A 19,536-nucleotide genomic window follows, 5' to 3' on the forward strand; every position below is an offset into this window, starting at 1 on the left:
AGTGAGGACGTGTGCCTCACGCCGCGCGGATCTTGCCGAGGAAATCCGTGACCTGATGACCGAGCTGCTGGCTCTGCGTCTCCAGAGTCTCGGAGGCGCTCTTGACGTCGTCGGCTGCGGCCGCCGCCGCATCGGCATCGGCCTTCACACCGACGATATTGTCGGACACGTTCTTGGTGCCTTGCGCTGCGTACTGCGTGCTGCGCGTGATCTCTTGGGTCGCTGCGCCCTGTTCCTGGACTGCTGCGGCAATCGCGGTGGCGACCTCATTGACCTCGCCGATGATGCTGCCGATGCCCTTGATGGCGTCGATGGCTTCGCCGGCGACCTTCTGGATGTCGGAGATCTGCTCGGAAATCTCCTCGGTCGCCTTGGCGGTCTGGCTTGCTAGCGATTTGACTTCGGAAGCAACCACCGCAAAGCCGCGGCCGGCTTCACCGGCGCGGGCGGCTTCGATGGTGGCGTTCAGCGCCAGCAGGTTGGTCTGGGCCGCGATGGAATTGATGAGGCCGACGACCTCGCCGATCCGGCCGGCCGACTTGGCGAGGCCCTGCACGGTGCTGTCGGTTTCGCGCGCCTGACTGACCGCGCGGCTGGCAATGCCGGCCGCGTGCGCCGCCTGCTGCGAGATGTCGTTGATCGACGCGCTGAGTTCCTCGGCGGCGGCCGCGACGCTCTCGACGCTGGTCGAGGCTTCCCCGGAGGCCTTCTCGGCGACCTGGACGCGGGCGTTGGTCTGGCGGGAAACCGTCGACAGGCCGGTCGAGGTGGAGCGCATCTGGCCCGACGCATCGCCGAGCTGGTTCAGCGTCTGGCGCACCACGCTCTCGAACTCGCCGACATAGTTTTCGATCGCCTTCTGCCGGCCCACGGCGGCGGCGTTGTGCTCGTGCTCCTGCGCTTCGATCCGGACCTTGTCCATCGCCTGCTGCTTGAAGGTTTCCAGTGCGCCGGCCAGTGCGCCGATTTCGTCGTTGCGTGCGGCGTAGCCGGTGTCGACGGCGAGATCGCCGGCGGCGACCTTCAGCATCGCATCGCGCATGTTGTGCAGCGGCTTGATGACGCGGCGGGTGACCATCGTCATCGCGCCGAACGTCAAGGCGAGTGCGGCGGCCAGCAGCGAGAGTTGCAGCACCAGCGAGCGCATGGCGCCGGAATACTGCATCGCTGAGTGATCGCGGGCCGCATCGAGCGCGCCTTCGGCGACACCGACGGCGGCGCTGAGGCGTCCGACCGTGATCGGGCTCCACTGGTTCGCGGTCAGTTCGGGCTTTTCGCCGGCGATCATCGCCTTCAGCAGCCGCTCGCGCAGGTCGAGATAGGACTGTTCGAAATAGGCCCTCTTGTTGGCTTCGATCGCAGCGGCCAGCGCCGGCGGCAACTGCATGCCGGCGGCGGTCAGTTGCAGCGCGTTCCATGCGGCGTCGGTGCCGCCGGTGAATTTGACGAAGGTCAGGCGCGTTTCCGGCGGGACCTTGTCGATCGCCAACCCGTTCGAAATCAGCAGCGAGGCCTCGCCGGCAGTGTTGCGCAGCAGCCAGGCGATCTGCTTGATGGCGAACAACTGGTCGATCACGGCGTCCTGGTGGTTGACGCTGCCGGCGAGCACGCCCGACAGCTTGTCGAGGACGTTCAGCAACCCCTGCGTCGTCTCCATGTATTCCTTGGCCAGCGCCGCACGGCGCGGCGACGCCGGCTGCGCCATCAACTCCCAGAATTCCTTCTGCCCGGCGGTCAGCGTCCTGAACAGGCGCTCGAATTCGGGGACCAGGGTTTGCTGCTGGGGGAATTCGATCTTGCCGAACAGCGCGAGCGCGTTGCTCATGCCCGGCATTTCGGCGTCGCGCAGCGATCGCAGATATTTCTCGATGTCGCTGTCCAGCGGCGCGCCGCCGTTCAACAGCCGGTTGGTGGTGGAGCGGTCGGTGCGCAGATTGTGCATCGCCTTGAACATGTTCGCGGAAGCATCGGTGATGACCGAGATGCGGCCGGCCTGCTGCAGGCGTCCCCAGGAATCCCAGGCGTTGAGCGAAAATCCGACCACCACGCAGAAGGAAGTGGCGAGAATGACGGTCTTCAGCAGCGCGGATACGGTCAGACGATTCAACATGATGCTCCCCCAAAGCTGCGGCCATTGGGGGGTAAAATGGTAAATACTTAGGCAGCGTTACTGCCGTATTAATACGAGGGTCCTTGAAATGACTGGGGTTTTGGAAAGGGCAATCTCTGGTTCCCCGCAGCGGAACCCGGCGCCATCGGGCACGTTAACAAAAACCTAACAGCGCATTTCAATGAATGACCAAGGGGGCTTGCATGCTTGTCGGTGCACTCATCACGTTTCTCGTCGTTATCCTTATCCTCTATCTCATCAACCTGTTGCCGCTCGACGGCCGTGCCAAGCAGATCTGCCGCGTCGTCGTGATCGTGCTCGGCGTGATCTCGCTGCTGAAATACATCGCGGTGTTTTAGCCGGGCTCGCGTCATTGCGAGCGAAGCAAAGCAATCCATGCTGCGGCATTCCGGATAGATGGATTGCTTCGTCGCTTCGCTCCTCGCAATGACGGGGACGAAACGAAAAAAGCCCCGGCAGATGCCGGGGCTTTTCCTTGAGACGCGTCCTCGCCTGATTAACCGGCCGCCTTGGCTTCGCGGCGGCGGGCGGTGAGGATGTATTCGGTATAGCCGTTCGGCTGCTCGCGGCCTTTGAAGACGAGGTCGCAGGCGGCCTGGAACGCAACGCCGTCGAAGGCTGGCGCCATCGGCTTGTACAGCGCATCGCCGGCATTCTGCTTGTCGACCACGACGGCCATGCGCTTCAGCGATTCCATCACCTGGTCCTTGCTGACGACGCCATGCGCCAGCCAGTTCGCCAGATGCTGGCTCGAAATGCGCAAGGTGGCGCGGTCTTCCATCAGGCCGACGTCATGGATGTCGGGCACCTTGGAGCAGCCGACGCCCTGGTCGATCCAGCGCACGACATAGCCGAGGATGCCTTGGCAATTGTTGTCGATCTCCTGCTTGACGTCATCCGGCGCCCAGTTCGACTGTGACATCGGAATGGTCAGGATGTCGGAGAGTTTTGCGCGCTGTCCGCCCTTGGCGAGTTCCTGCTGGCGCGCCTGTACGTTGACCTGATGATAATGCAGCGCGTGCAGCGTGGCGGCGGTCGGTGACGGCACCCAGGCGGTGGTCGCGCCGGCCTGCGGGTGGCCGATCTTCTGGGTGAGCATGTCAGCCATCTTGTCGGGGGCGGCCCACATGCCCTTGCCGATCTGGGCATGGCCGGGCAGGCCGTCGATCAGGCCCATGTCGACGTTCCAGTCTTCATAGGCCTTGATCCAGGGCTGCGCCTTCATGTCGTTCTTGCGGATCATCGGACCCGCTTCCATCGAGGTATGGATCTCGTCGCCGGTGCGATCGAGGAAGCCGGTGTTGATGAAGCAGATCCGCTTCGAGGCGTTCTGGATGCAGGCCTTGAGGTTGACCGTGGTGCGGCGCTCTTCGTCCATGATGCCGACCTTCATGGTGTTCTCGGGCAAGCCGAGCAGCTTCTCGACCGCGCCGAACAGTTCGCAGGTCAGTGCGACTTCGTCCGGGCCGTGCATCTTCGGCTTGACGATGTAGACCGAGCCGGTGCGGCTGTTCCTGGTCTTGGAGGAGCCCTTGAGATCGTGGATCGCCAAAAGGCCGGCGACCGCGGCATCGAGCAGGCCTTCCGGAATTTCTTCGCCCTTGTCGTCGAGCACGGCGTCGGTGAACATGTGATGGCCGACATTGCGCATCAACAGCAGGCTGCGGCCGTGCAGCGTGAGCTGTTTGCCGTCCGGCGTCTTGTAGACGCGGTCGGGGTTGAGCGCGCGCTTCAGCGTCTTGCCGCCCTTGTCGAAATCGGCCGACAGCGTGCCGTCCATCAGGCCGAGCGTGTTGCGATAGACCAGCACCTTGTCTTCGGCATCGACGGCCGCAACCGAGTCTTCCATGTCGAGAATGGTCGAGACCGCGGATTCCAGGATCATGTCGGCGACGCCGGCCGGGTCGTCCTTGCCGATGATGTTGCTGCGATCGATTTTGACTTCGACATGCATGCCGTTGTTGACCAGAAGAATCTCGGTCGGGGCGGCGGCGTCGCCGAGATAGCCGGCGAACTGCGTTTCATTTTTCAGCGCGGTGGCGTTGCCGCTCTTCAATTTCACCGCCAACTGGCCGGCGATAACGCTATACGATGTCACGTCGGTGTGGCTGCCGGTCGCCAGCGGCACGGCGGCGTCGAGGAAAGCCTTGGCCTTGGCGATCACCTTGTCGCCGCGCGCCTTGTTGTAGCCACGGCCAGCCTCGCTCGGATCGTGCGGGATCGCGTCGGTGCCGTAGAACGCATCATACAGGCTGCCCCAGCGCGCATTCGCCGCGTTCAGCGCGTAGCGGGCGTTGGTCAGGGGCACGACAAGCTGCGGGCCGCAGATCTTGCCGATTTCCTCGTCGACATTTGCTGTCTCGACCTTGTGGGTCGCCGGCTCCGGCAACAGGTAGCCGATCTCCTTGAGGAAGGCCGTGTAGGCGTTCATGTCGAAGGCCTTGCCCTTGTTGGCACGGTGCCAGCCGTCGATCTTGGCCTGCAGCGCGTCGCGGACGGCGAGCAATTCGCGGTTTTTCGGCCCCAATGTCTTGATGATGCCTGCGACACCGGCCCAGAACGCATCGGGCGAAATCCCGGTTTTGGGGGTCGCCTCCTTGGCGATGAAATCGAACAGTTCAGGGGCGATCTTCAATCCGTGGGCATCGACACGATTCATGATGGGCTTTCTCAATCGAAATGGCGTTTACCGGCTGTTTTCAGAAGAAAAGCAGCAAAAAACGCGCCAAAGGGGCCGCGTTGGCAGCCCTTTTAGCGCTAAAGCCGGGTCGATGAGAAGGCCCCAATAGGCCTGAATGCAGGCCTAGATATTGGCCGCCAGGTCGACCAGTTCGTTGAACAGAATGCCGGTCTCGGCCAGCATCCGCTCGATCTCGTCGGTGGCATCGGTAACCGAGCGGGTCGATGTGTCGATCTTCAACTCGCATTCGGTCGGCGGCTGGTAATCGTTGGTGATGCCGGTGAACGACGGCAGGGTCCCGGCGCGCGCCTTGGCATAGTGGCCCTTGGGGTCGCGGCTCTCGCAGACCTCGGCAGGTGCGGCGACATGGACTTCGCGGAACGCGGTGTCGGCGATGCGTCGCGCCGCGGCGCGATCCGCCAGCGCCGGCGAAACCGCGGCGACGATAGCGATATGGCCGTTGCGCGCCAGATGGCTGGCGACTTCGGCCAGACGCCGGATGTTTTCGCTGCGGTCCTGCGGCGAAAAGCCGAGATCGCTGTTGAGGCCGGCGCGCAGCGTGTCGCCGTCGAGCAGGATCGGCGAGCCGCCATTGCCGAACAGCCGACGCTCCAGTGCGCGGGCCAGCGTCGACTTGCCGGAGCCCGGCAGACCTGTCAGCCAGATCACCGCGCCGTTGTGGCGATAGCGCGCCGAGCGCTCCTCGGGCCGCAACGCACTTTCCACCGGCACGATGTCGACGGGAATGGCGCGTTGTCCGGCGTCGACCGAGAGCACCAGGCCGCCGCCGGCAATGCGGCCGTTGACCTCGATCACCAGCCGTCCGGTACGTGGATTGTCGGAATAGGGATCGGCCGCGACCGGCTGCGCCAGCGAAATGTCGATTTCGCCGACGTGATTGCGCGCGATCGCCTTGGTCTCGGCGTTGGAGAGTTCGCCGGGATCAACCGCCTTCTCGATCGCGACCACGCTGGCGCGGCTCTCCCGCGTGCCGAGGCGGATCAGGATCTGATCGCCCTTCGACAGCGGCTTGTCGTGCAGCCAGAAAATCCGGGCGCGGATCCGCCGTGTATCGCGCGGGGTTGCGCCGGCATGCGCAATGACGTCACCGCGTTCGATGAACAGTTCGCGGTCGAGCGTGATGCCGACCGAGCGGCCGGCGCCGTGGCGGCCGGAAAGCGGCGTCACCGGCCAGCTCTCCACGGTCTTGATCTTCGCGATCTTGCCGGCGGGCATGATGACGATTTCATCGCCGGCGCTGAGCTGGCCGGATTCGATGCGGCCGGCGACGATGCGGCGGTCGTCGAACTTGTAGATCGCCTGCACCGGCAGCCGCAGCGCCAGTAGCTCCAGCGGCCGGGCCGGCTCGAGCGCATCGAGCGCCTCGACCACGGTCGGGCCGCGGTACCAGCCGATCCTGTCTGTATGTTCGGCAACCCCGTCGCCGTCGCGCGCTGAAATCGGAATCACTGCCGACGGCGTCACGCCAAGGCCGATCAGGTGCGCCGAAATCTCGTCGCTGATTTCCTTGAATCTGCTGGCGCTGAAGTCGACCCGGTCCATCTTGTTAACGACGACGGCGACCTGCCTGATTCCCAGGAGATGCAGGAGATAGCCGTGACGCCTTGTCTGGTCACGTACGCCTTCCAGCGCGTCGATGATCAGCACCGCGCCGTCGGCCTGCGAGGCGCCGGTGATCATGTTGCGGAGGAATTCAGCGTGGCCGGGCGCGTCGATCAGCACCACGTCGCGCGAGCGGGTGCGGAAGCGGATCTGCGTGGTGTCGATGGTAATGCCCTGGTCGCGCTCGGTCTGCAGCGCATCGAGCAGGAACGACCATTCGAACGGCATGCCGCGCCGCGCGCTGACGGCTTTCAGCATTTCCAGCTTGCCCTCGGGCAGGCTGCCGGTTTCGTGCAGCAGCCGTCCGACCAGGGTGGATTTGCCATGGTCGACATGGCCGACGATGACGATGCGGACTTGTGGTCGCGTGGTGCCGTTCGGTGTCGCCGAAACGCTTGCGGGGAGGATCATGTTCATCGGAGCCGCCTAACTTGGAGATACGTCAGAGATAGCCGGCGACGCGTAGCCGCTCGAAGGCATCTTCGGTTTCGTGATCGAGCGCGCGGCCGGCGCGCTCCGGCACCTTGGTGCCGTCGAGCTCGGTGAGAATTTCATCGATGTTCGACGCCGTCGACGCCACCGGATTGGTGATGTCCTGGTCGCCGAGCGAGCGATAACGCTTGCCGTCTTTCGCCAGATAAAGCGGGATGATCGGAATGTTTTCGCGCTTGGTGTAGGCCCAGATGTCGGCCTCGGTCCAATGCAGGATCGGATGAATGCGCAGATGCGCGCCGGGCGGCGGCGAAGCGTTGAACTGGTCCCAGAATTCCGGTGGCTGATCGCGCACATCCCAGCCGCCTTCGAGACCGCGCGGCGAGAACACGCGCTCCTTGGCGCGGGTGGCTTCCTCGTCGCGCCGGATGCCGGCGATCAATCCGTCGAAACCATATTTGGTGAGCGCCCACTTCAGCCCTTCGGTCTTGCGCGCCGCGGAGCGCGCGGCCGGCGGCAAGGTCGGATCGACGGCGTCGATCGGCGGGCAGGGCTCGATCTTGAGATCGAGCTCCCACTCTTTGCCGTACTGGTCGCGGAACGCGTACATCTCCGGAAATTTCTTGGCGGTGTCGACGTGCAGCGCCGGGAATGGCACGCGGCCGAAGAAGGCCTTGCGCGCCAGCCAGATCATCACGTTGGAATCCTTGCCGAGCGACCACAGCAGCGCGAGCTTCTTCAGCCGCGCGAATGCTTCGCGCAGAATGTAGATGCTCTGCGCCTCGAGTTCGTCGAGGTGGTCCATCGAGGGCGGCGGCAGCCGTCCCCCGGCCAAAATTTGCGGCACGGAAGCTGCCTGTTGGAGGTCCGGGCCGCGCAACCGGTCTGAAGCGGATTCGTTGTCGAGAAGATGCATCTCTGAGCCTTGGCCGTAGGAGGCTAAAATTCTATAGTTGCGCCGCAATAGAGAAGAAATAATTTTCTCTTTGCGGCCATTGAATGAGACATATATAGAAAATAATTCCAGTCAACCCCGGAAGTGGGGGAAGCGAGTATCGCATGCGATTTCTGCCCGTGTTCCTCGATCTGCAAAGCGGCGTGGTGCTGCTCGTCGGAGCCGGCGACCTCGTGCGCGCAAAATTGCGCCTGCTGACGTCAGCCGGTGCACGGGTTCGCTGGTTCGCCACCGACGGCAATTACGATCTGGGCGGCCTCGAAGACGCCGAGGCGGCGCGGATCGAAGCTGCGACGGGCGATCCGCTGACGGCCGATCTCTCAAACGTTCTCGCGGTGCTCTGCGCCGGTGCCGGCGACATCGGCGTTGCGATGTCGGCGCGGGCAAAGGCGGTCGGCCTGCCGGTCAATGTGATGGACGACCTCGCGCATTCGACCTTCATCTTTCCGGCGATCGTCGATCGCGGCGACGTCGTCGTCGCGGTCGGGACCGGCGGAGCCTCGCCGGTGGTGGCGCGCCGCGTGCGCGAGCGGATCGAAGCGGTGTTGCCGGCGCGGATCGGCGATCTCGCCAGCTTCATCGGCGGCTTTCGCAAATCGATGCATGAACGCATCCCCGAATTTTCGCTGCGCCGCCGCTTCTGGGAGCGCGTGATCGACGGTCCGATCGGCGCACTGGTTCTGGCCGGGCGCAGGACCGAGGCTGAAACCGCGCTCAAGGACATCACCGATCCCTCCGGCTTCGCCGGCGCCAACGCACAAGGCAAGGCCGAGGGCTGGGTGACGCTGGTCGGCGCCGGGCCGGGCGATCCGGATCTGCTCACCGTCAAGGCGCTGCGCGCGCTGCAGGACGCCGATGTCGTGTTCTACGATGAACTGGTCTCGGCGGAGATTCTCGATCGCATTCGCCGCGACGCGTCGCGCATTCCGGTCGGCCGCCGCGTCGGCAAGCCCGGTATCGGCCAGGACAACATCAACCAGTTGCTGATCGATGCAGCCAAGGCCGGTCAGCGCGTGGTGCGGCTGAAGGGCGGCGATCCCTTCGTCTTCGGCCGCGGCGGCGAGGAAATCGAAGCGCTGCGTCAGGCCGGCATCGCCTGTTCGGTGGTTCCGGGCATCACCGCGGGACTGGGCGCAGCTTCGCAATTCGAAGTGCCGTTGACCTATCGGCGCGAGGCGACGCGCATCACCTTTCTCACCGCACACAAGGCCAGCGACGCCGAGAAGGTGGATTGGTCGGTGCTGACGGACGACAAGATGACCATCGTCGTCTACATGGGCATGACCGCAGCGCCATCGGTTCGCGCCGGCCTGCTGGCCGCCGGCCGCTCGCCGCAGACGCCGGTCGGCGTGTTCGCGCGGGTGACGCGGCCGGACGCGCAGGCCGCGGTCGGCAGGCTCGAGAGCCTTCCCGATCTGATCGAGCAAATCGACGGCGGCCCCGCCGTCCTCATTATCGGCGACGTGGTCGCGCATTCCGCGCCGTGGCGCCAGTCCAACCTCGATGAACAATTTTATCTCGACGACGTGATCTCCAACCTGCTGGAAGCTGCCGAATGACCTCTCCGCTCGAACAGAAGAAAATCAAATTATCGGGCCCCTCGATGGTGACCGCCAACCGAACCTGGGATGGCGCCGTGATCTACCGTACCGCCGCGCAAGGCTGGTCGACGGAGCTAACGGATGCCGCCGTTGTCCGCACCTCCGATGACGCCCGCGCGCTGCTGGCCGAATCCGTCGCCGATGACGTCGGCGCCATCGGTGCCTATATCGCACCGGTGGAAGTCAGGGATACCGGCAAGATCGGACCCGGCAACCTTCGTGAGCAGATCCGCTCGGCGGGCCTGACCATCGATCTCAAGGTTCCGGCGCAAGCCTGATCCATCAAGGACTGATCCATCATGTACGCATATGACGAACTCGACCGCACGCTCATCAACGAACGTGTCTCCGAATTTCGCGACCAGGTGAAGCGCCGTCTGTCCGGCGAACTCACCGAGGACGAATTCAAGATGCTGCGGTTGCAAAACGGCGTCTATCTGCAACTGCACGCCTACATGTTCCGCGTCGCCATTCCCTACGGCACGCTGTCGTCGAAGCAGTTGCGGGCGCTGGCGCATATCGCGCGCCGCTACGATCGCGGCTACGGCCACTTCACCACGCGGCAGAACATCCAGTACAACTGGATCAAGCTTGCCGAACTGCCGGATGCGCTGGAATACCTTGCCGGCGTCGGCATTCACGCCATGCAGACCTCGGGCAACAACACCCGCAACGTCACCTCGGACCAGTGGGCCGGCGTAGCACCAGGCGAGGTCGAAGACCCCCGCATCTGGTCCGAAATCCTGCGGCAGTACACCACGCTGCATCCGGAATTCTCGTTCCTGCCGCGCAAGTTCAAATTCGCGATCACCGCGTCCGACCATGATCGCGCCGCGATCAAGATCCACGACATCGGCCTGCGGCTGCACAAGAACGCCGACGGCGAAACCGGCTTCGAGGTGCTGGTCGGCGGCGGTCTCGGCCGCACGCCGTTCATCGGCAAGACCATCAAGCCGTTCGTCCATGGCCGCGATCTCTTGAGCTATGTCGAGGCGATCCTGCGCGTCTACAACCAGTACGGCCGCCGCGACAACATCTACAAGGCGCGGATCAAGATCCTGGTGCACGAACTCGGCATCGAGAAGTTCGCCAAGGAAGTCGACGAAGAATGGAAGCTGATGGACGACAGCGCGCTGACGCTGGATAGTTCCGTCATCGAGGAGATCCGTTCGCGCTTCTCCTATCCGGCCTACGAAAAGCTGCCGCATATGCCGGACGAGTTGAAGCAGGCGGCGCACGATCCGAAATTCGAGGCATGGCGGAAGAATTCCGTGTTCCCGCACAAGGTCCAGGGCTACTCGATCGTGACGCTGTCGCTGAAGCCGGTGGGCGGACCGCCGGGCGATGCCACCGCCGATCAGATGGATGCGATTGCCGATCTCGCCCAGAAGTATTCCTTCGGCGAAATTCGCGTCGGTCACGAGCAGAATCTGGTGCTGCCGCATGTCGCCAAGCGCGACCTGCCGGTGTTGTGGAAGGCGCTCGACAAGATCGGCGTCGCCACGCCGAACATCAACCTGGTGACCGATATCATCGCCTGCCCGGGGCTCGATTACTGCTCGCTCGCCAATGCGCGTTCGATCCCGATCGCGCAGGAACTGACAAAGCGCTTTGCCAACCATGAAACCGCCAACCTGATCGGGCGGCTGCACATCAACATCTCCGGCTGCATCAATGCCTGCGGCCATCATCATGTCGGCCACATCGGCATTCTCGGCGTCGAAAAGAACGGCGAGGAATTTTACCAGATCACGATCGGCGGCCGCGCCGACGAGAACGCCCAGATGGGCACCCTGATCGGCCCGTCGGTGCCTTACGCCGAAGTCGCCGACGTGATCGAAGACATTGTCGAAGCCTATCTCGCGCTGCGCGACCGTCCCGAGGAACTGTTCGTCGATACGGTCAAGCGGCTCGGTGTCGAACCATTCAAGGAGCGGGTCTATGCCACTCGTTAAGAACGCGAAGATCGTCAGCGATCTGTTTGTCCATGTCGCCGATGGCGCCGAGCTGCCGGGTGACGGCGCGGTCCTGATTTCGGCGGCGCGGTTTCTCGAAGATCCCGAAACGCTTTCGAAGCGTGCCGGCAAGACCGGCGTGATCTGGCCGAACAACCGGGACCTCGACGACCTCGTGCCGTATCTCGACCGGCTGGCGGCAGTCGCATTGGTGTTTCCGTCGTTCCGCGACGGCCGCGCCTATAGCCAGGCCCGCCTGCTGCGCGAGCGCCACGGGTTTGAAGGCGAGCTGCGTGCCACCGGCCAGGTGCTGCGCGACCAGTTCGTGTTCATGCTGCGCGCCGGCTTCAACGCCTTTGAAGTGAAGAAGGAAAGCGACGCCGAAGCGTTTGCCTCGACCGCCAAGCGTTATTCGGTGTTCTACCAGCCGACCGGCGATGGCCGCGTCACCGCGTTCAATCGGCGGATGCAACTGCGTCATTCGGAGAGTGCCGGCCAGTGAACGCGATTCTTCAACAGCCCCTGACCGGAGCGGTAGCGGAGCCGTCGCCGGCCGCTGTGCTCGATCGTGCGTTGCGCGATGCGCCGCCCGCGAAAGTCATCGAGGTGGCGCTGCAGACCGTCGGACGCGAGCATCTCGCGCTGGTGTCGTCGTTCGGCACGGAATCGGCGGCGCTGCTCAAGGTGATGGCCGACGTCGATCCGGCGATCCCCGTGGTGTTCCTCGACACCGGCTGGCTGTTCGAAGAAACGCTGGCCTATCGCGACACCCTGATCGCGACCCTGGGCCTGCGCGACGTGCGTTCGATCAAGCCATCAGAAGAAACCCTGTCCCAAGAGGATCCCGACCGCGAATTGTGGTTCTCCAATCCCGACGCCTGCTGCCGCATCCGTAAAGTGGAGCCGCTGGCGCGGGCGCTGAAGCCGTTTTCGGCCTGGATCAACGGACGCAAGCGGTTCCAGGGCGGCGCGCGGGCGGAAATCCCCGTGCTCGAGGACGACGGCGCGAAGCTGAAGTTCAATCCGTTCGCCAATGTGTCGCGCGAGGAAATCGAGGCGATCTACCAGCTCGCCAAGCTGCCGCCGCATCCATTGGTCGCATCGGGTTATCTGTCGGTCGGGTGTATGCCTTGTTCGAGCCGGACCGCGCTGGACGAAGACGCGCGCGCCGGCCGGTGGCGTGGCAGAGCCAAGACGGAATGCGGAATCCACACCACGAAAACTTCTTAAGTGCAAAACTTCCTGGAAGTTTGCGGTTCTTAGGACAACGACGCTGCGCTGCCGCAAACAACGAAAAGCGGTTTCGTTGACTTAAAGCCTCTTCGCCGCGACCTATGCTCTCCGTGCTTTGGTGACAATGGCGTCGCTTCGAATGGAGATTGAAATGGTCCGTCGTATTCTGGCGCTGGTCGCGGGACTGCTCTGGGCGAGTTCGGCGTTCGCTGCCGAGATCAGCCTGCTCAATGTGTCCTACGATCCGACGCGCGAGCTCTACGTCGATTTCAACAAGGCGTTTGCGGCGGCCTATCAGAAGGACACCGGCAAGAGCATCGAGATCAAGCAGTCGCATGGCGGCTCCGGCTCGCAGGCGCGCGCGGTGATCGACGGCCTGCAGGCCGACGTGGTCACGCTGGCGCTGGCCTATGACATCGACGCGATCGCGGCCAAGGGGCTGCTGGCGCCCGACTGGCAGAAGAAGTTGGCGCTCAATGCCTCGCCCTATACGTCGACGATCGTGTTCCTGGTGCGCAAGGGCAATCCCAAGGGCATCAAGGACTGGGACGATCTGATCAAGCCGGGTGTCAGCGTCATCACGCCGAACCCGAAGACCTCCGGCGGCGCGCGCTGGAACTATCTTGCGGCCTGGGGCTACGCGCAGAAGAAGTTCGGCTCCGCCGACAAGGCCAGGCAGTTCGTCGGCGATCTCTACAAGAACGTGCCGGTGCTCGATACCGGTGCGCGCGGCTCGACGGTGACCTTTGTCGAGCGCGGCGTCGGCGACGCGTTGCTTGCATGGGAGAACGAGGCGTTCCTGGCGCAGCGCGAATTCGGCAAGGACAAGTTCGAGATCGTTTCGCCGCCGCTCTCGATCCTCGCCGAGCCGCCGGTAGCCGTGGTCGACAAGGTTGCCGATAAAAAAGGCACCCGTGAAGCCGCCGAGGCCTACCTGAAATATTGGTATACCAAGGAAGGTCAGGAAATTGCCGCACGCAATTCCTATCGTCCGCGCGATCCGGAGATTGCCAAGGAATACGAAAAATCCTTCGCCAAGGTCGAACTTTTCACCATCGACGACGTTTTCGGCGGTTGGACCAAGGCGCAGAAGGATCATTTCGGCGAAGGCGGCATTTTCGACCAGATCTACAAGAACTGACTGGTCGAAGCCGGAGCAGGGGGACTTGTGAGCACCGCGGTAGCACGACGCTCCAGCCTGCCGGGGTTCGGTCTCTCGATGGGACTGACCCTGACATGGCTGTCCGTCATCATTCTGATTCCGCTCGCCGCCTTGTTTCTCAAGACCTTCGAACTGTCGTTCGATCAGTTCTGGGGCATCGTCACCAGCCGCCGCACGCTGAACGCGTTGAAGATTTCATTCGGTCTTTCGTTTGCCGCAGCACTGGTCAACCTGGTGACGGGGACCATCATCGTCTGGGCGCTGGTGCGGTATCGCTTTCCGGGCCGGCGGCTGTTCGACGCCATCGTCGACATTCCCTTTGCGCTGCCGACTGCGGTGGCCGGCGTGGCGTTGACGCAATTATTCGCACAGAAAGGCTGGCTCGGCGCGCCGCTGGCTGAACTCGGCATCAAGGTCGCGTTCACGCCAACAGGCATTTTCATCGCGATGATTTTCATCGGCATCCCCTTCGTGGTGCGAACCGTACAGCCGGTACTGATCGATCTCGACCCCGAGATCGAGGAGGCCGCCGCAAGTCTCGGCGCCAACCGCTGGCACACCGTGTTCCGGGTGATCCTGCCGGGTTTGATTCCGGCGCTGCTGACCGGATTTGCGCTGGCGTTCGCGCGCGCGGTCGGCGAATACGGCTCGGTCATCTTCATCGCCGGCAATCTGCCGAACGTCTCGGAGATCGCGCCGCTCCTGATCGTGATCCGGCTATCGGAATTTCGCTATGCCGACGCCACCGCGATTGCGGTCATCATGCTGCTCGCCTCGTTCCTGATCATCTTCGTGGTCAATCGCCTGCAGCGCTGGGCGCAAAACCGCACGCCGGTGCATTGAGGACCAGTTGATGTCGACGCAATCGGGCCTTGTCACTGCTGCGACCGAGTTGCGGGCCTACGCGCCCGCAGCCGACCTCAGCATTGCCTCGCCGGCTTCCCGGGACGCGAGCGCCCGCGCGCGTCCACTCGGCTCCCGGCGCGATCTGCGGACCGAGCCCGGCCCGGTACGATTCATCATCATTGCGCTCGCGGTCACGTTCCTCTCCGTCTTCGTGGTGCTGCCGCTGGTCGTGGTGTTCGCGCAGGCGTTTTCCAAGGGGGTCGGCGCCTATTTCAGCGCGCTCGCCGAGCCCGAAGCGCTGGCGGCGATCCGGCTGACGCTGCTGGTGGCGGCGATTTCAGTCACACTCAATCTCGTGTTCGGCGTCTTGGCGGCTTGGTCGATCGCCAAATTCGATTTTCGCGGCAAGACCTTCCTGATCACGCTGATCGACCTGCCGTTCTCGGTCAGTCCGGTGATCTCGGGGCTCGTCTTCGTGCTGCTGTTCGGCGCGCAGGGCTATTTCGGTCCCTGGCTGCAGGCACACGATATCCATATCCTGTTTGCGGTGCCCGGCATTGCGCTCGCGACCATCTTCGTGACGTTTCCGTTCGTCGCCCGCGCGCTGATCCCGCTGATGCAGGAGCAGGGCACGCAGGAGGAGGAGGCCGCGATCTCGCTGGGCGCGTCGGGCCTGCAGACCTTCTTCCGCGTCACCCTGCCCAACATCAAATGGGGCCTGTTGTACGGCGTGCTGCTCTGCAACGCGCGCGCGATGGGCGAGTTCGGTGCGGTGTCGGTCGTATCGGGCCACATTCGCGGCGAGACCAACACCATGCCGCTGCTGGTCGAGATTCTCTACAATGAATACCAATTCGTATCGTCGTTTGCGATTGCATCGCTGCTGGCGATGCTGGCGTTGATCACGCTGGTCGTGAAGACCGTTCTGGAGCGGCGCCTCGACGAAGGACAAACTCCAAGGGACTATTGAGGGACGATCAAAGTGACCATTGAAGTCAAAAATATCGTCAAGAAATTCGGCGCCTTCGCAGCGCTCGACAATGTCGACCTGAAGGTGGCCAACGGCGAATTGCTGGCGCTGCTCGGCCCGTCCGGTTCGGGCAAGACCACCTTGCTGCGGATTATCGCCGGCCTCGACTGGCCTGACGCCGGCGAAGTGACGATCGACGGCGAGGACGCGCTGGCGCGTGGCGCGAGCGAGCGCCATGTCGGCTTCGTGTTCCAGCATTACGCGCTGTTCCGGCATATGACGGTGTTCGAAAATGTCGCCTTTGGCTTGCGGGTGCAGCCGCGCGCCATTCGCAAGGACGAGGCTACGATCCGCGCCCGCGTCAAGGAATTGCTCGACCTGGTGCAGCTCGACTGGCTGGCGAACCGCTATCCCAGCCAGTTGTCCGGCGGCCAGCGGCAGCGCATCGCGCTGGCGCGGGCGCTGGCGATCGAGCCGCGCATCCTGCTGCTCGACGAACCGTTCGGCGCGCTCGACGCCAAGGTGCGCAAGGAGCTGCGGCAATGGCTGCGCTCGCTGCATTCGGAAATCCACGTCACCTCGATCTTCGTCACCCACGACCAGGAGGAGGCGCTCGAAGTCGCCAACCGCGTGGTGGTCATGGACAAGGGCCGCATCGAGCAGATCGGCACGCCCGGCGAGGTCTATGACAGTCCGGCCACCGCCTTCGTGCACGGCTTCATCGGGGAATCCATCGTGCTGCCGGTCGATGTCAGCGGCGGCTCGGTGCACCTCGGCGGCCGGCCGCTGAATATCGCGGCCAACGGCGCCGCCTCCGGCGCATCGAAACTGTTCATCCGCCGCCACGACATGCAGATCGGGCCGGCCGGGTCCGGTTCGCTGGAAGGCGCGGTGCGGCACGTCCGTTCCTTCGGCCCGATCCAGCGGGCGGAGGTCGCGCTGGCCGGCCGTTCGGGCGATACCGTCATCGAGATCGACGCGCCCCGGGACCGCGAACTCCAGGCCGGCGAAATCGTCAGCCTGCAGCCCCGCCGCTACCGCATTTTCGCCGCGCAGGATTAGCCGGGTCATTCCGGGATGGTGCGTTAGCACCAGACCCGGAATCTCGAGATTCCGGGTTCGATGCTTCGCATCGCCCCGGAATGACCGCGAACTTGGCCCCGTTCACCATTCAGCCACGGTTGGTATGCAACAACGGCAGACCATCGGGGGAAATCGGGAATCATGCGGGCTATTTTTGCCATGATCGGGCTTTTGGCGCTGGGCGGCTGCATGACCGAAGCTCCGCCGCCCGAACAGCCGACCATGTATCTCAGCATGGCCAATGGCGGTGCGACGCTCGATCCACAGGCGGCGGCCTCGATGATCTCGTTGTACCGGCAAAACAACGGCCTCGGCGCCGTCGCGGTCGACCCCGATCTGATGAAGCTCGCGGAAGCGCAGTCGCAGGCGATGGCCGGCCGCAACAAGCTCGACCACGATGTCAAAGGCCCGCTGGAGAAGCGCCTGGGCGCGTCCGGCTATCCCGCCAAGCTGGCGGTGGAGAATGTCTCGGCCGGCTACCATACGCTGGCGGAAGCATTTTCGGGCTGGCGCGACTCGCCCCCGCACAAGGCCAACATGCTCAAGAACGGTGTCACAAAATTGGGCATCGCGGCGACCTATGCTCCCAACACCAAGTACAAGGTGTTCTGGACGCTCATTCTTGCATCAACTTAAGCGCGATCCGGGCGGTGGGCTTTCGAAAAAGCCGGGCCCAAACAAGGCGATAAACTCGGCGTGATCGTCGCATCGATCTCGCGGATTGACGCCGCCGCGAACTGCCGCCACGGTACTGACGACATTGCCCTCTAGCTGACGGTCACAATGGAAACTTCCGAGAGGTGTCCCGCCAACGCGCAGCGGGTGCTGGTGCTGCAAGGAGGCGGCGCGCTCGGCTCCTATCAGGCCGGCGCCTTTCAGGCGCTGTGCCGCGCCGGGTTCGAGCCGGAATGGGTCGCGGGGATATCGATCGGCGCCATCAACGCCGCGATCATCGCCGGCAACGATCCCGCCAAGCGCGTCGACCGGCTGAAGGAGTTCTGGGACATGGTGTCGTCCCCGGTGTCGTGGAATCCAGTCGGATCGGGGGATCGCGCACGAACGCTGTTCAACGAAACCAGCGCTGCCCTGATCGCCACCTTCGGCGTGCCCGGATTTTTCACCCCGCGCGTGCCGCCCGCGCCGTTGTGGCCGGCGGGCAGTCCGGAGTCGCAGAGCTATTACGACACCTCGCCGCTGAAGAAGACGTTGGAACGGCTGGTCGACTTCGACCGTATCAACGACCTGAAGATGAGGCTCAGCGTCGGCGCAGTCGGCGTCACCTCGGGCAATTTCAGGTATTTCGACAATTACGAATTCAAGAAGCTGGGCAAGAAGATCGGGCCGGAACACATCATGGCCTCCGGCGCATTGCCGCCGGGCTTTCCCTCGATCGTCATCGAAGGCGAGCATTACTGGGATGGCGGCATCTCCTCCAACACACCGCTCGATTTCGTCCTGGACGAGGAAGTCGGTCGCGATCTCCTGATCTTCCAGGTCGACCTGTTCTCGGCGCGCGGGGAGCTGCCGATGTCGCTGCTGGAAGCCGCCGAGCGCGAAAAGGACATCCGCTTTTCCAGCCGCACGCGCATGAACACCGACAAGAACAAGCAGATTCACAACGCCCGCATGGCGGTGCGTGACCTGCTCGGGAAATTGCCGGATTATCTCAAGAACGATCCGTCGGTCGAATTGTTGTGCAAGGCTTCCAAGGAAAACACCGTCACCGTGGTGCACCTGATCTACAAGAGCAAGAACTACGAATCCTCGTCCAAGGATTACGACTTCTCGCATGTCGGCGTGGTCGAACACTGGAATGCGGGCGTCCGCGACGTGCATTTGTCGATGCGTCACAAGGAATGGCTGGAACGGCCGCAGTCCGGGGAAACCATGGTGACTTACGATCTCACGGGGGACGTTTCCGATGCCCCCGCAGGCAAAAAGGAGTGACGGATAAATGGGTACGTTGACAGGCAAGACCGCGGTGGTGACCGGCTCGACCAGCGGCATCGGATTGGCCTATGCGCGCACGTTCGCGGGCGCCGGCGCCAATATCGTGCTCAACGGCATGGGCGCGCCGGCCGATATCGAAAAGGAACGCTCCGGCATCGAGACCGATTTCAAGGTCAGGGCCGTGCACTCGCCCGCCGACATGACCAAGCCGGCCGAGATCGCCGAAATGATCGCGCTCGGTGAATCCACCTTTGGCTCGGTCGACATCCTCGTCAACAATGCCGGCATCCAGTTCGTGTCGCCGATCGAGGAGTTTCCGCCCGAGAAGTGGGAAATGATCATCGCGATCAACCTGTCGTCGGCGTTCTACGGCATCCGCGCCGCGGTGCCCGGCATGAAGAAGCGCGGCTGGGGCCGTATCATCAACACCGCGTCGGCGCATTCGCTGGTCGCCTCGCCGTTCAAGTCGGCCTATGTCTCGGCCAAGCACGGCATCGCCGGCCTCACCAAGACGGCGGCGCTGGAGCTTGCGACCTTCAAGATCACCTGCAACTGCATCAGCCCCGGCTATGTCTGGACGCCGCTGGTCGAGCACCAGATCCCCGAGACCATGAAGGCGCGCAATCTCACCAAGGAGCAGGTCATTCACGACGTGCTGCTGGCGGCGCAGCCGACCAAGGAGTTCGTCACTTCCGAACAGGTCGCAGCCCTGGCGCTGTTCCTGTGCGGCGACGATGCCGCCCAGATCACCGGCGCCAACCTCTCGATCGACGGCGGCTGGACCGCGGAGTAAGAGGCTCTTTCTGTCATGCCCCGCGAAAGCGGGGCATCCAGTACGCCGCGGCGGCGCGGCTCAAGCTGAGGTCTCTGGAATACTGGATCACCCGCTTTCGCGGGTGATGACAGTTGAGGCTA

Annotated in this window: 17 protein-coding genes; 13 read left to right on the plus strand and 4 right to left on the minus strand. The window is 63.6% G+C overall.

What is annotated here, in order from left to right:
- Positions 1 to 16: 16 nt before the first annotated feature.
- Positions 17 to 2,110 (minus strand): methyl-accepting chemotaxis protein, encoded by a 2,094-nt coding sequence (locus tag BLR13_RS21935; RefSeq protein WP_074819632.1) that lies wholly within the window; start codon positions 2,108 to 2,110, stop codon positions 17 to 19.
- Between the two features lie 203 nt (positions 2,111 to 2,313).
- Here BLR13_RS21935 and BLR13_RS21940 point away from each other — a divergent pair, with 203 nt between their 5' ends.
- Positions 2,314 to 2,469 carry a Thivi_2564 family membrane protein gene (locus BLR13_RS21940; protein WP_091976645.1) on the plus strand — a complete coding sequence of 52 codons (156 nt, stop codon included), beginning with the start codon at positions 2,314 to 2,316 and terminating at the stop codon, positions 2,467 to 2,469.
- Positions 2,470 to 2,627: 158 nt separating this feature from the next.
- On the opposite strand, the gene BLR13_RS21945 is transcribed toward BLR13_RS21940, so the two are convergent.
- From BLR13_RS21945 to cysD, 3 genes are all read right to left on the minus strand, one after another.
- Entirely contained in the window at positions 2,628 to 4,790 is a 2,163-nt protein-coding gene (locus BLR13_RS21945; RefSeq protein ID WP_074819629.1) for a malate synthase G, read from the minus strand.
- A gap of 144 nt (positions 4,791 to 4,934) precedes the next feature.
- Positions 4,935 to 6,851 carry an adenylyl-sulfate kinase gene (gene cysC, locus BLR13_RS21950; RefSeq protein ID WP_074819627.1) on the minus strand — a complete coding sequence of 639 codons (1,917 nt, stop codon included), beginning with the start codon at positions 6,849 to 6,851 and terminating at the stop codon, positions 4,935 to 4,937.
- A 25-nt stretch (positions 6,852 to 6,876) separates the two neighbouring features.
- Positions 6,877 to 7,671 (minus strand): sulfate adenylyltransferase subunit CysD, encoded by a 795-nt coding sequence (gene cysD, locus BLR13_RS21955; protein WP_091977573.1) that lies wholly within the window; start codon positions 7,669 to 7,671, stop codon positions 6,877 to 6,879.
- Positions 7,672 to 7,925: 254 nt separating this feature from the next.
- Here cysD and cysG point away from each other — a divergent pair, with 254 nt between their 5' ends.
- The 12 genes from cysG to BLR13_RS22015 all read left to right on the plus strand — a co-directional run bounded on the left by cysG (position 7,926) and on the right by BLR13_RS22015 (position 19,414).
- Positions 7,926 to 9,380, plus strand: coding sequence for a siroheme synthase CysG (gene cysG, locus BLR13_RS21960; protein ID WP_074819625.1), 1,455 nt, complete (start codon positions 7,926 to 7,928; stop codon positions 9,378 to 9,380).
- The gene (locus BLR13_RS21965) at positions 9,377 to 9,700 is read left to right on the plus strand and encodes a DUF2849 domain-containing protein (RefSeq protein ID WP_074819622.1); all 324 of its coding nucleotides are present in this window, start codon (positions 9,377 to 9,379) and stop codon (positions 9,698 to 9,700) included. Before cysG ends, BLR13_RS21965 begins: the two co-directional genes overlap by 4 nt.
- A 21-nt stretch (positions 9,701 to 9,721) precedes the next feature.
- Complete coding sequence (locus BLR13_RS21970; RefSeq protein ID WP_074819620.1) at positions 9,722 to 11,377, plus strand: nitrite/sulfite reductase; 1,656 nt, start codon at positions 9,722 to 9,724, stop codon at positions 11,375 to 11,377.
- The gene (locus BLR13_RS21975; RefSeq protein ID WP_074819619.1) at positions 11,364 to 11,879 is read left to right on the plus strand and encodes a DUF934 domain-containing protein; all 516 of its coding nucleotides are present in this window, start codon (positions 11,364 to 11,366) and stop codon (positions 11,877 to 11,879) included. The genes BLR13_RS21970 and BLR13_RS21975 overlap by 14 nt, the downstream gene beginning before the upstream one ends.
- 5 nt (positions 11,880 to 11,884) lie before the next feature.
- On the plus strand, positions 11,885 to 12,607 hold the full coding sequence (locus tag BLR13_RS21980; protein ID WP_244525264.1) for a phosphoadenylyl-sulfate reductase: 723 nt from the start codon (positions 11,885 to 11,887) through the stop codon (positions 12,605 to 12,607).
- 142 nt (positions 12,608 to 12,749) lie between these two features.
- Entirely contained in the window at positions 12,750 to 13,751 is a 1,002-nt protein-coding gene (locus BLR13_RS21985; RefSeq protein ID WP_091976648.1) for a sulfate ABC transporter substrate-binding protein, read from the plus strand.
- A 57-nt stretch (positions 13,752 to 13,808) separates the two neighbouring features.
- Complete coding sequence (cysT, locus tag BLR13_RS21990) at positions 13,809 to 14,615, plus strand: sulfate ABC transporter permease subunit CysT (RefSeq protein ID WP_074831237.1); 807 nt, start codon at positions 13,809 to 13,811, stop codon at positions 14,613 to 14,615.
- Positions 14,616 to 14,625: 10 nt separating this feature from the next.
- A complete protein-coding gene (cysW, locus tag BLR13_RS21995; RefSeq protein ID WP_079586075.1) occupies positions 14,626 to 15,588 on the plus strand; it encodes a sulfate ABC transporter permease subunit CysW in 963 nt (320 codons plus the stop codon).
- A 12-nt stretch (positions 15,589 to 15,600) separates the two neighbouring features.
- Positions 15,601 to 16,650 (plus strand): sulfate/molybdate ABC transporter ATP-binding protein, encoded by a 1,050-nt coding sequence (locus BLR13_RS22000; RefSeq protein ID WP_074819615.1) that lies wholly within the window; start codon positions 15,601 to 15,603, stop codon positions 16,648 to 16,650.
- A gap of 162 nt (positions 16,651 to 16,812) precedes the next feature.
- Entirely contained in the window at positions 16,813 to 17,307 is a 495-nt protein-coding gene (locus BLR13_RS22005) for a CAP domain-containing protein (protein WP_171944947.1), read from the plus strand.
- 147 nt (positions 17,308 to 17,454) lie between these two features.
- Positions 17,455 to 18,618 carry a DUF3734 domain-containing protein gene (locus BLR13_RS22010; protein WP_074819611.1) on the plus strand — a complete coding sequence of 388 codons (1,164 nt, stop codon included), beginning with the start codon at positions 17,455 to 17,457 and terminating at the stop codon, positions 18,616 to 18,618.
- 7 nt (positions 18,619 to 18,625) lie between these two features.
- Positions 18,626 to 19,414: a 3-hydroxybutyrate dehydrogenase gene (locus BLR13_RS22015; protein ID WP_074819608.1), complete on the plus strand. Its 789-nt coding sequence runs from the start codon at positions 18,626 to 18,628 to the stop codon at positions 19,412 to 19,414.
- Positions 19,415 to 19,536 lie beyond the last annotated feature (122 nt).

The organism is Bradyrhizobium ottawaense (assembly GCF_900099825.1).
GTDB lineage: Bacteria > Pseudomonadota > Alphaproteobacteria > Rhizobiales > Xanthobacteraceae > Bradyrhizobium > Bradyrhizobium ottawaense_A.